General features: G+C 58.8%; 10 protein-coding genes. All 10 read right to left on the bottom strand.

Features of this window, described 5'->3' with window-relative positions; all coding sequences use genetic code 11:
- The 10 genes from flgK to KX729_RS04700 all read right to left on the bottom strand — a co-directional run bounded on the left by flgK (position 1) and on the right by KX729_RS04700 (position 12,508).
- Positions 1–1,473, bottom strand: a complete 1,473-nt coding sequence (gene flgK / locus KX729_RS04745) for a flagellar hook-associated protein FlgK (RefSeq protein ID WP_219741299.1) — start codon at positions 1,471–1,473, stop codon at positions 1–3.
- Between the two features lie 46 nt (positions 1,474–1,519).
- The gene (locus KX729_RS04740) at positions 1,520–2,836 is read right to left on the bottom strand and encodes a flagellar hook protein FlgE (RefSeq protein WP_219741298.1); all 1,317 of its coding nucleotides are present in this window, start codon (positions 2,834–2,836) and stop codon (positions 1,520–1,522) included.
- A 105-nt stretch (positions 2,837–2,941) separates the two neighbouring features.
- Positions 2,942–3,613 (bottom strand): transcriptional activator Rem, encoded by a 672-nt coding sequence (rem, locus tag KX729_RS04735; protein ID WP_219741297.1) that lies wholly within the window; start codon positions 3,611–3,613, stop codon positions 2,942–2,944.
- A 281-nt stretch (positions 3,614–3,894) separates the two neighbouring features.
- The gene (locus KX729_RS04730) at positions 3,895–4,449 is read right to left on the bottom strand and encodes a transglycosylase SLT domain-containing protein (RefSeq protein WP_219741296.1); all 555 of its coding nucleotides are present in this window, start codon (positions 4,447–4,449) and stop codon (positions 3,895–3,897) included.
- A 124-nt stretch (positions 4,450–4,573) separates the two neighbouring features.
- Positions 4,574–6,067, bottom strand: coding sequence for a flagellar hook-length control protein FliK (gene fliK, locus KX729_RS04725; RefSeq protein WP_246617416.1), 1,494 nt, complete (start codon positions 6,065–6,067; stop codon positions 4,574–4,576).
- Complete coding sequence (gene motC, locus KX729_RS04720) at positions 6,064–7,344, bottom strand: chemotaxis protein MotC (RefSeq protein ID WP_219741295.1); 1,281 nt, start codon at positions 7,342–7,344, stop codon at positions 6,064–6,066. Before motC ends, fliK begins: the two co-directional genes overlap by 4 nt.
- A gap of 3 nt (positions 7,345–7,347) precedes the next feature.
- Complete coding sequence (locus tag KX729_RS04715; protein WP_219741294.1) at positions 7,348–8,664, bottom strand: MotB family protein; 1,317 nt, start codon at positions 8,662–8,664, stop codon at positions 7,348–7,350.
- On the bottom strand, positions 8,661–9,302 hold the full coding sequence (locus KX729_RS04710; RefSeq protein WP_219741293.1) for a hypothetical protein: 642 nt from the start codon (positions 9,300–9,302) through the stop codon (positions 8,661–8,663). The genes KX729_RS04715 and KX729_RS04710 overlap by 4 nt, the downstream gene beginning before the upstream one ends.
- Positions 9,303–9,612: 310 nt before the next feature.
- The gene (locus tag KX729_RS04705; protein ID WP_219741292.1) at positions 9,613–10,896 is read right to left on the bottom strand and encodes a flagellin N-terminal helical domain-containing protein; all 1,284 of its coding nucleotides are present in this window, start codon (positions 10,894–10,896) and stop codon (positions 9,613–9,615) included.
- 343 nt (positions 10,897–11,239) lie between these two features.
- Entirely contained in the window at positions 11,240–12,508 is a 1,269-nt protein-coding gene (locus tag KX729_RS04700; RefSeq protein ID WP_219741291.1) for a flagellin N-terminal helical domain-containing protein, read from the bottom strand.
- Positions 12,509–12,599 lie beyond the last annotated feature (91 nt).

Raw genomic sequence — 12,599 nt, 5'->3', positions numbered from 1 at the left:
TCAGCTCGCAATATCCAAGAGGGCTTTCATCATATCGTCAATCGTCGACATCAGCTTGGCGCCGGCCTTATAGGATTGTTCAATATCAAGGAGCAGCGACAGTTCTTCATCGAGGCTGACGCCAGTTGTGCTGGAATAGGCTTCGAGCGTGCGCGTCAGCAGCGCCGTCTTCGTATCGTCGCTTGCGGTCGCGGTGCTGCGCAGCTGTTCCAACCAACCCATGGAGTCCGACGTGAAGGACATCAGGTCCGGTGCGTCGGCGATCTCGGTCGCAGCCGAGAAGGTCATCGGATTGGTGAGGTTCTCGTTATATTTGTCGAGCAGGTCGCCGTAGCTGCTGCCGCCGCCCGTGTTGACGACGTAGGTCGTGCCATTGATGCCGCCGTCCCGCAGCTTGTCGGGCGTGCCGGCCGGTGGAATAACCACCGGATTGACGAAGATGCGCGACGCGATGCCAGGAACGATGGTTCCGGCAGCCGGAATGTTCGTCAGCACGGTGCCCGAAGGGTCCTTGTAGGAAAACAGACCCGTCTTCGGGGTCAGCGCGCCGGTCGGGCCGGTTTCCTGGAATGCGGTGATCAGGCCGCGAGCGATCTCGTCCAGCTGGCTTTGGAACACCGGCGCGACGTCGTCGCGCAGCTGGAGGTAAGCCTGGATGGAACCCTTTGCCGTGGTATTCGGGCCGTCGCCAGCCTTCACGGGGACACCGTCGATATAGACGCCGTTACCGACGGTCGAGGCATCGAATGCGGCGGTCGATTGGAACGTGACCTTACGCGGAATGGCTTCGAACAGCGTTACACCGCTCGTCGTGTAGAGCACCATGTCGTTGTCGCCGCGGACATAAGAGGTCACGCCGACGATTTCGGAGATCTGCTTTACAAGCGCCTCGCGCTGATCCAGCGCATCATTGGGATCGGTGCCTGCCGCGGTGGCGTTCTTGACCTGGTTGTTCACCCCCTCGAACTTGGCGAGGAGCGAATTCAGGTCGGAAACATTCTGTTTGATCTGATCATCGGCATCCTTGCGGATCGCCTGAAGCTTGTTGGCGGACGTGTTGAGGGCGTAAGCCAGATCCTGCGCGCCCGAAATGACCGCAGCGCCGGTTGCCGTTTCATTCGCCTTCGACGCGAAGGTATCGAGACCTTCACGGAACTTTGCGATCAGATTGGCGGGGGAGAGCTCATTGTCGTTCCCCCCCATTAGGTTCTTGATTTCGGTCAGTCCGTCCAGCAACGTACGCTGGCCGCTGGCGATACCCGTGCTTTCGACCGCCTGACGAAGCAGCGGAGAATTTTGAGCGCGGACAATATCATCAATCCTCGCTCCGTTGCCGCCGGTGATTACCATCGCGGAACGGCGATGGTAATCCGGGTTCTGGGCATTGGCGATGTTCTTTGAAACCACGCCGGACTGCGTGCCGGAGTTGGTGAAGATCGACTGAGCCGTGGACAATGCGGATGCGAGCGACATTTTTTACTGACCTCTTGAGACTTATTCTCTCGATTAAGTCTACCGGTTATCTCTTCAAGTTAATCAGGACGTCCATCAGGTCGGAACCGGTCTGGAAGACCTTGGAGTTTGCCGTGTAGACGCGCTGGGCTTCGATCATTTCGGTCAGCTCGCCGGCGATATCGACGTTGGAGCTTTCCAGCGCGCCGGAATAAATCTGGCCGAATGCGCCCGATTCCGGGAAGCCGATGGTGACGACGCCCGAGTCGTTGGTCGGCAGATAAACGTTGCCGTTCTGCGGCTTGAGCTTGTCGATGGCCGGAACCGTGGCGAGAGCAACCTGATAGATCGCACGACGACCGCCGTCCTGGTAAACCGCCGTAACAACACCGTCACCGCCGATTTCGACGTCGGAGATCGGGCTCGGCGCGTTACCGTTGATGATGCCCTTGCCCGGTGTGAAGTCGCTGGCGAACTGCGTCATTTCGGACAGGTCGATTTTGATCTTCTGCGCGGGTGTCGCGCCATCGTTCGGGTCCGTGATGGTAAGATCCTTCATGGAACCGGTCGACGGCGGGCCTGCGACGTAAGGAGCGCTCACCAATTTGTTGGTGTTCGGGTCAAATCGCAGCACTGCCTTCGTCTGAACAAGGCTTGCGGGCGCCGTAGCAGTATAGGGGAAGCCGCCGTTCGTCGACTGATCCTGACGGTAGACCGAGACTTCCCATTCGTTGGTGCCGGTCTTCGTGTAGTAGAAGTCGTAAAGGACCTTGGCACCAGCGTGATCGTAACCGGTAAGCGAGGCCTTGTTGCCGATGACGCTGCCGGCGACGTTGTCGCTCGGACGAGTGCCTGCCGGAACGATATCTGCTTCCTTGTCCAGGTTGGCCGGGAAGCTACCCTGGCTGGACGGCGACGACACCAGACCGAAATCGTTGATGTTGATTTCTTCCAGACCGTTGAAGCCGTTGACGACGGCCGCCGGCGGGTTGGAGCCGTAGGGATAACCCATCAGCTTGTAACCGGCCGTATTTGTGAGGAAGCCGTTCGGATCCTTCTGGAAGGATCCGGCGCGGGTCAGGAAAGGAGAACCGTTCGGGTCGCTGACGATGAAGAAACCTTCGCCCTGGATGGCAAGGTCGGTCGACGACGTCGTGTACTGGATGCCACCCTGCTCGGCAATGCTATAGCGAACGTTGGTCTCAACACCACCCGAGGAATAAGAACCCTGGGTAGACGGCAGAACCAGCGACGAAAATGCCGTGGAGGCGCGCTTGTAACCGACCGTCGAAGAGTTGGCGATGTTATCGCCGACAGTTCCGAGACGGTTGGCTTGAGCGTTCATGCCCGAGACCGACGTCTTCATCGTGCCGAAAATACTCATAGGAAATCTCCTTTTTGACTGATGGAGAGAGTAAGGGATGGGCCTTGCGTGAAGCTGTCTGCTTCTCGTCCCCGCCGAAAATTGCGGCAAGGCCCCGCTGAAAAATCAGCTCCAGTCGATGCAATAGCCAAGGAAACGCTTGGAATCGACCGGATCGAAGCCGAGCTTCTTGCGCAGCTTCTTGCGCAGCTTGCTGATGTGGCTTTCGACGACGTTCTCTTCGACTTCTTCGTCGAAGATGCCGTAGATGGCATTGAAGATCTGGGTCTTGGAAACGCGGCGACCGCGATTCGAGACTAGGTATTCCAGAATGCGGCGCTCGCGACGCGGCAACGGGAAGACGTCGCCTTCGATTTCCGGATCGCGGCCGTCAGAAAAGACGCGGATCGGACCGATGTCGGTGAAGTTGGAAATCGCCTTCAGACGGCGACGGATCGCAGCGGCACGCGCCAGGATCTCGCGAGGATGAACGGGCTTGCGAACAACGTCGTCAACGCCCGAATCGAAGAAGGCAAGGGTCGCCTCCAGCGACGGCTGATCGCTGACTGCGATCACCGGTGCCATGGTCCTGTCGCGAATGGCCCGCGGCAGTTCGAGCGAACGCTCGCCCTGGCCGATCAGGAAGGCTTCGACTGCGGCGATATCCGAGTCAGCTGCCGTGTTTACCCATTCACTGAATTCACTTGGATCAAATCCCTGCGAAGGAATACCTTCACGACCAAACAGAGATGTGTATCCGTCTTTCACGAGCTCACGCTCATCAACCACTACGATCATTCGTCCGCCTCCGAATCAGTTGTGGTGTTTCGATGGCTGTATGGGTACGAATCGAGGGATTCCGAGACAAGCTGTGTGAAATTAACCAAACAAATTAATAGTTGATTAAGAACTGTCTCGCGATTTGCACTAGATGTAGTGGGTGACCCAATATGGGCCACAAAAATCCAGTGGACAAATTAACACTTTGTAAAAGAATGCTTGCACCGCCACTTTGTCATAAAAGCAGTGGGGATGCAATTTTGCGATTCTTATCGGAGCGAATTCAACCTGTAATTGCTTCACGCGTTACAGAATTTGGACGCATTCGACGTCCATTGTCCGTAGCCTGTCGCGATCATATTGGTGATGACGCGACACACATACTGCTTCTGAGCCGGATTGTTGTTTGGCCCCGCATGGTATCTTGCTACCGCCATGGTCCAGGTGTCATGCCTGTCGTGAAGGTCCCGGAGAAACTTGGCAGCGTATTCCACGTTGCGCCGGGGGTCGAACATCTCTTCCGGAGAGGAGAAATTCTCTCCATGGAAGTGGTGATTTATCTGCATGCAACCGATGTCTATCAGCTTCGCTCCTTGGCGTTTTGCCTCATAGAATGCGGTCATCCCAGCCTGTGGTGAGGGCGGAAAATATGCCTTGCCCTCAATATTCATGGCATAGGGGCTAAGGCTTCCCTTGCGCCCCGTCTCCGTCAGCCCGACCGAATAAAGGATACCTTCCGGTATGCCGTATTTGGCTGCAGCCGACTGGATTTCCTTTTCGCAGGCGCCCGGGTTGGCCGGAACGCCTGTCGATTGCGGCAGGCTGACCGGAGTGCGACGGGTTGCCGGAGCCATTCCGGAAGTCGTCAAGCTCGCTCGCGGGCTGACCTGCGGCCTTGCAGCTGCCTGGGGAGTGGCCGGGACGGCGACAGTGCCGTTACCCCAGCCACCGGGGCTGAACAGGGAGCCTGCGCAGGCGTCAGAGGTAAAGCTGACCAGGGCGAGCGCCGCCAGAAGCCGGAGCCTGCGCATTGTCCTGTACTGCTTCATTCGTTGTCCTCATGCGATCGTCCGCCGGCTGGCGATTATTGCCTGCCTGTTGCTGGCCGCGATCTGCAGCCTGTCCCTGGCGTCCGCCTTCCGTGAATTGCTGGCCGGCCTGGTTGTTCTGACCGGGCTGCTGACTGTTGTTCGTGTCAGAGTCGGCCGTAGGAGCGATGCTGATGGTCACCTGATCGACAGAGAAACCCTGGGCGCGCAATGCATCCAGAATGCCACCACTGTCTTCGCTGAGCTGACGATAGGCCGCACGCGTCTCCACCGTTAGGTGAACGTTCAGCTCTTCGCCATGCAGACGCAGCGTTGCCATGACGGAACCGAGGTCATGCGGGTTCATCTGCAGCTTGAGCGTATTCACGACGTTTCCGGTGCTGCTCTGGATCGCCGCATTGGAAAGTGCCGAGGTCGGATGCATTGCAGCCGCCCATTCGGAATCGCCGGACATCAGCGCAGACAGATTGGAACTGTTGGAATTCGGTGCAAGACCGAGGAAGCGACGGGAATCAAGAACCGTAACATTCTCGGCCGCACCGTTCGCGCCCTGCCTGAACTCCACCGTGTTACGATCGCCCTGGCCTTCGCCCACCGTCATGGACATGCTCTGCCCATCACGCGCATTGCTGAAGCGAAACTGCTTCGTTCCCGGCACTTCGGCATCAGATGGCATGGAAAGCGGATCCGGGCCGAGCGGATCGACAATGTGCAGGCGCTTGGTCTGTCCGCCTTCCGGGACGGCAATGCCGTCCTTCTGAAGAGAATGATCCTCATCATCCTTGGCGTGCTTAACCTGCTGTGACCGGGCGTCCTTGTGCGTCAGCACCTGCCCCTGGCCAACCTCGGCCTGGGCACTCCCGCCCAACATCGACAGCATGTCGGAAATCTTGGCATCGTCTGCTGCGAGGATCGACTGATCGATATCGTCGTCCTGCTGCGCGTTCAGCTTATCTTCCTTGGCAATCCGCTCGGCATTTTTCCCGCGCGTCTCATCTGTCTTCTTGTTACCGGTCTGCTCGTCGGCTTTCTGGGTAATCGCCTTGGCGGCCGCTAGCGCTTCACGGAGCTTCTTCTCCGCCAGCGTCATATGCGGCTCGTTGGTCTTCGCACCGGCTGCGGCCTGCTTCGCGTCGGTCGCCTCCTGCTCGAGGGATGCGCGGCGAAGGGATTCCGGCCGAATATCGACGATCGGCTTCTTCCTGCGCGAAGAGTCGTCGCTGCTCGCAAGCTGGTCATGCGAGGACGAGGGTTTGTGATGATCGTCCGCGATATCGGCATCCTGCTGCGGCTCGTCACGATCAAGATCGGACAGAGCGTTGGAGAAGCCCTTGGAATTGGCGTCGCGACCTGCAACAGCCTTTGCGGACGAGGCGGCATCGGCCGCACCGGTTTTGGCACTACCCAGAATGTCGGTAATCATTTGGAAGCGCGCTCCTCCTTCAGCATATCATCGATGGCATTCAATTTCGAACGACCGCTATCGACGTATGTCTGGAAGGCCGGATCGAACTTGGCAGCGGTGCCAGCCTGCGGACCTTCCGCGGCGGGGGCAGACCCAGCGATCTCATTCCTGGGTAACGCGACTTTGGGTTTCGCGTCTACTGTGTTTGGCATATTGGAACGCTTCTCTTGCGCGAAGCTTTCGGCGGTGGGAAGCGTAACGACTTGGTCCGCAATAGTTTTTGCGGCCTGACGCAGAGCGCGGTCACGCGGCGAAAGCGCCTCGTCCGGCACATTCGAGATGGCCTGCATAGCCGTGCTGATGTCCTTGGTCGGGATATCTGCCATGCCGCCATAGAGTTTCGCGAGTGCCGCCGGGGTGGGGCTTCCCTTCAATTCTTCGGCTTTCGCGGATGCCAGCCGGGCCAGCTCGTTCTTGCCGGCGATCGTCGCCGCACGGGCGATCCGCAGAAAGATCTCGCGACGCCTGTCGGCATCCATGAATTCGAGCGCGCCGTCGATGTTGTCCTCGGTAATCTCACCGAAATGAGCGACGGTCAGTTGGACGAAGAAATCGGCAAACTGGCTGGCGTAAGGAGAGTGAATAAACCGACGGGCATATTTGGTGGAATAAGATAGCGCCTGCGGAACCATGTTGGCCTCCACGGTGATCGCCACGGAGCGGCGAAGCGCTGCTTCTTCTATAATAGTGCCTGGAGCCGTCAGACGCGCCCAGTCATAATAGACGAGCGCACCTTTGGGATCCTTGGTGATGGCGACGTTACCGCTGACGAGCGACAGATAAGGACCGATCTTCTCGTCACGATATTCCACCGCCATGTCGGCAATGGTCTTGGCTGCGAGCGTACCCTTGCCGCTCAGGTATTTCCTCAGCGCGTCGGCGACGCGGTTGTCGAAATTGCCGGCGACGTCACGCGAGGCGAGAAACTCCAGCGTTGCCGGATTGCCGCCGCTCATCGCATAGACAAGGGCTGCATCGACGTTTCTGGGGTCTTCGAAAATGGAAGGATCGGCGGTGCGCAGCCGCTGGTCGATCGTCGCGAGCATGTAGCGCTGCATTTCAGCCGCCGAATGATCGCCGAGCACGACCGAATCCTGGACGAACTGCAACGAACGAAGCATGGCATAGGGCGCCAGATCGCCGCGATCCTGCTGCTGCGCAAGGGCCGGAATCGCGGAAGATGCCCCGACGACAAGACCGGCCAGCAGCAGACGTCTGATGCCCTTGAGCGCCATCTCTTATCCCTCATCCGCCTGGAGCAGGATTTCGATACGCCGGTTGGCCGCAGCGAGCGGATCGTTCGGCACCTGCAGGCGTCTATCGGCAAAACCCGAGACCTGCTTGATGCGATCTTCGGTGAGCCCGCCGCGCACCAGCATATAATAGGCGCTGTGAGCACGCGACATCGAGAGGCGCCAGTTATCGTTTTCGGTGCCCTTGAACTGGCGGCCATCGGTGTGTCCGCGTAGCACGACGCTGCCCTTGCGATCTTTCAGGATCTTGCCGATCTTTTCCATGGCAAGAACCATCTCGCGCCGCGGAACAGCCGATCCGACATTGAACATCGGGTCGTTGGTCTGATCGGAGATCGACACGAGGATCCCGCCTTCGGCAGGCGTCACGACGAGCCCTTCGGCAAGCTTGCCCGCGACACCGGAGATCTGCTGTTCGATTTCCTGCTTCAGTTGATCAGCGGCCTTCTGCTCCTGCTGGTCGGCTTTTGCGCCGTCCTGTGGCTTCTGGCCGTTCAGATTGGCCTGCTTGTCTGACGGAGCGCCATTCTGCTGCTGGGTTTTATCCTGCTGGCCAGGCACCGGACGTGGCGTCGGAACAGCGAGCGCCAGCTGCTGCGGCGTCAGGTTCTGTTCCGGATGTTCCTGATCCTGCGTGGCCCGATATTGCGGCGCGCCCATCTGGGCAAGCGGATCGTCGCTCGGCAGAACCTTGACGGCAGTTTCCGGACCATTTGCGCTGGTGACCTGCATCTGCTTCGTCCAGAAATCCGGATCGAATGGGTCGCGATAGGCCTCGCCGCCATCGGCACCGGTCGCCGGACCGGAATCACTGGCACCGCCCTCGCCCTTGGCGCTGACGTTTGCCTGCTGACCGACTTCCTGAGCAATCTCTGCCAGAACGGAATACGGGTTTTCGAAGAAATTCGCCTCGGAGTAATTCGGTTCGTCACCGGATGTCGAGGTCATATCCTCACCGGTCGCGGCCGCAGAACCCTGAACGGTGCCGTCCGCCTTGACGCGTGAACGTTCGCCGCTTTCCTGTCCCTCGGACGCATCGACGGGCTTTTCGAGCCCTTTCTCGGCCGGCGTGGAATCGGAAAGCTTGATCGGATTGAAATAGCTCGCCATCGAGGCCTTGGTTTCCTCGTTGGCGGCGTTGACCAGCCACATCACGAGGAAGAAGGCCATCATCGCGGTCATGAAGTCGGCAAACGCGATCTTCCAGGCACCGCCGTGGGCGCCATCGTCATGGCCACCGCCATGTTTCTTGACGATGATGACTTCGTTCTTGCCGTGATGATGATTTTCGCCCTCGCTCATGCCAGTACCTTCTTAAGGCTCGCCGACCAGGCAGACATGCGCGTGACGAGCGCGGTCTCACCGATATCCACCGAGATATCGAGATCGGGTGCTTCGACATGGCGCCAAACCAGGGTGGGTTCAGCCAATGCTGTCTTCAGTTTTTCGAACAGATGGATAGGCCCGCGAACCGTAAGCGTTCCCAGATCGCCATCCAGCATTGCATTGCGGATAATGTCCGCCATATCGGAGACCGCCTTCGCAACGAGCGCCTCGTCAAGCAGCGGAGACAATATCCGCGCCGTCTGATCGCTGATCGCCTGGGCCGTATGGCCGGCAATTTCCTGGAACTTTGCGGCGATCATGGCTGCTGCGTCGGTCTCGTAACGTTCGCGCAGAGCCGCCATCTCCTCGGCATGTGCCGCAAGGAGTGCTGCACGCTCTTCGTCGAAGCGCTGCTGCAGTTCGTCGGATGCAGCCACGTAGCCCTTCGAATAGGCATCGTTGCGTTCAGCCTCGAGGTCGACCGGATCTTCCACAACTTCCGGAAGGATCAAATCGTTGTCAAAGCCTCCGCCGAAGGTGGCTTCCATCATGGGGACCGGCAGGGTTTCAGGCTCGCTGAAATCCTTCAGATAACGCGCAAGGGCAGCACTCATGGAGCTACTCCCCGACCCGCATGGCCCCTCGGACCGCGGCTCTTCATGAGCCGGCCGAAAGCGCGATATGTCGCCGCTGCAATCATCGCATCATCCCGATTAGTTGCGTTTGTGCCCACGATGACGTCGTAGTCGTGGGTTCTAGGCGGAACGGTAGAAAGTCAAACTTGTGCGAGGATGAAGATACCGAGCCGCACCCCTTCCCGTTGCCGAAATTCGGGGCCTTCCTCCGAAAATTCGAGAAGGCCGCATCAAGCGGCCTTCGAATAATAGGGAGCGGTGAACGCTGCGGTGCTTCTGACCGTTTGTCTTACTGCCGGAAGAGCTGCAGAATGTTTTCCGCATTGGTATTGGCGATCTGAAGCGACTGGATGCCGAGCTGTTGCTGGGTCTGCAGCGCTTTGAGCCGGGTCGATTCTTCATTCATGTCCGCATCGACCAGTCGGCCGACACCCTTATCGATAACGTCGGTCAGCGAGGCGACGAAGCTTTCCTGCAGATCGATACGCTTCTGGATGGAGCCGAGACTGGAAGCAGCGCTGGTCATGCCCTGCAGCTGCTTGTCGAGGAACCGCTCCATCATATCAAGAACGGCTTCGTTATCCGGCGCCGAGCCGGCGACCATGCCGTTCATCTGCGTCGCCACGTCGGCCAGTTTGTTGATATCGAGATTGGTGACGGATATCCCCAACTTTCGGTTGTCGAGGTTGTTACCGGCCGTGACAACGAAATAGTACTTCGTCGCACCCTGCTGATGCACCGGAGTAGTGACGGTCGGAAGGTTCGGGTCGGTGGTCGTTACCTGCACCCACTGGCCCTCGGCGACCTTCATATAGCTGGTGGCGCCAACCTGATAGATGCGAGCATCGGCGGCATTCGCATCGGTACCGAGCGCCGCGAGCTGGCTTTCCGTCAGGAAGGTGGCTGCATAACTCTTGTCCACGGACGCCAACGTGCCGGTTTTCGTCGTCACGGTGACAGCGGTTTCGTTCTCGGCAACGAACCGGACCGAGGAGTCGAGGATGCCGATGTTGCCACCGCTCAAATCGAAGAGAACCGTACCAGAATCAAGGGTATAGTCGACGGTCTTGACTGCGACTTCACCGGAAGCCGTACGGGTGAAGGAGGCAACGACCTGTTTGGTGACCGGCTTTTCGGCAGCATTGGTGCCGCCGTCGCTGACGTAATCCTGCAGCCAGTTTTCGCCGGAGAAGGTGGCCGATTCGGAAATGCTTTTCAGCTGCTGTTGCAGCTGGGTGATTTCTTCCTGGATCTTGCCGCGGTTGGCGCCGACGCCATAAGCGGCAACGATCTTGGATTTGATTTCCATGACCGTGTCGATGGCACTTTCCATCGCGGTATAGGCTGTGTCCACTTTCGCGGCGCCGAGACCCAAAGCATCCTGAATGGTCGACAACGCATGGTTGTCAGAACGCATCGTCGTGGCGATCGACCAGTAGGCCGCGTTGTCGGCGGCGGTCTGCACCCGCATACCGGACGAGACGCGCGCCTGGGTGGTTTCCATGTTGCGGTCGATCGAACGGAGGGTCTGCAGTGCCGCCATGGCGGCAGTGTTCGTCAAGATACTCGTCATTGGCCGTGCCTCGGTCAAATATGCTGGAAGATCCGGAGTTTTTCACCGGAAACGACGGGAGGCATCATGCGAACCGCCCATGTGCATCCACGATGCGGGCAGCCTGTCGTTCTTAACAAATCGTTAACGACAGTTAGCAAAGGCGGGCGGAGATTGGCAAGATACATAACGCCTGGTCGCATCGGCCGTGCAGGCTTCGCGCAAGTTACGGCGGCCGATGTGGGCAAATCCTGCAAAATATTGACCGAAACGCGAAAAACCGCGCCCCTTTTGGGGACGCGGTCTTCTTTCCGGGATTTCTGTCGTGTCAGAGCGGGACGACCGCTCTAGCCAACGGCGTCGCTTACTGACGGAAGAGCGACAGAATGTTCTCGGAATTGGTGTTGGCGATCGAGAGCGACTGGATCCCGAGCTGTTGCTGGGTCTGCAGTGCCTTCAACTTGGTCGATTCTTCGTTCATGTCCGCGTCGACCAGTCGACCGATACCGCTGTCGATGGAGTCGGTGAGCTTGGAGACGAAGCTTTCCTGCATGTCGATACGCATGGAGATCGAACCGAGCTTCGAGGTGGCGCTGATCAGACCTTCGAGCTGCGTGTCGACGAAGGAGATCAGGGCATCCATGATGTTCGAGTCGGTCGCCTTCGTGCCCATGCCGAGGTAGGTTGCCTTGGCGCTGTTGCGGTAGTCGTCCAGCATGGTGATGTCGAGTTCGGAGATCGAAACACCCCTGGAGTATGCGATCGAAGCGTTGGTTGCGACGAAGGCGTTGGTGTCGATGTCGTAACCGCCGGCCGTGCCGTTGTAGACTGCGTCGACGAATGCGCCGCCGATTTTCAGCAGGTAGTCCGCTGCCGCGCCGGTCATCAGATTGCCCGTCGTATCGGCCTTCGCCCAGATTTCGCCGCCGATTTCGACCCAGGAAACGGTCGTGTCGGCCATCGCGCTGGTGTTGATGTTGACGTAGCGGTCGTTGCCGAGCGTATCTTCGGTCTTGCGGTAACCCTTCAGGATGTTGGCATCCAGCAGGCCGGCGTCACCGCCGGAAAGGTCGAACAGAACGCTGGTTTCGTCGAGGCGGATCTTGATCGGCTGAACCGAGACGTTACCGTTCGCATCGCGGATGAAGGAGCCGATAACCTGCTTGTTGATGGCGTCGCTGGCGTAGATTTCGCCGGTCGTGCCGTTGGTGCGGCCACCGATGTCAGCCTGCAGCCAGTTTTCACCGGAGAAGGAAGCGGAAGATGCGATGCTCGTAAGCTGATCCTGGAGCTGCGAGATTTCAGCCTGGATCTTGGACTTGTCGACGCCGGCTTCGGAAGCGGCGACGAGCTTGTTCTTGATTTCGGTGACGACGTCGACGACCGATTCCATGGCGGCGTAGGCGGTATCGACCTTCGCGGCGCCGAGGCCGAGAGCGTCCTGGACGGCGGAGAGAGCGCCGTTATCCGAACGCATCGTGGTCGCGATCGACCAGTAGGCGGCGTTGTCGGAAGCAGTGCCGACGCGCAGGCCGGTGGAAACGCGCTTCTGCGTGTCTTCCATCTGGGTGCCGAGCGTGCGGAGGGTCTGGAGAGCAGCCATAGCTGCGGTGTTTGTCAGAATGCTGGTCATTTTCTAGTGCCCCTTGGATTGGCTAGATGAAGGGACATTCCGGGATTACACCGGGGAACGTTGGCTCGGCCTTGATGCCTGTTAACCTCTT

This window comes from Neorhizobium populisoli, assembly GCF_019430945.1.
GTDB lineage: Bacteria > Pseudomonadota > Alphaproteobacteria > Rhizobiales > Rhizobiaceae > Neorhizobium > Neorhizobium populisoli.
The sequence above is the reverse complement of the archived record's forward strand: the minus strand, read 5'-3'. Positions and strand labels throughout refer to the sequence as shown.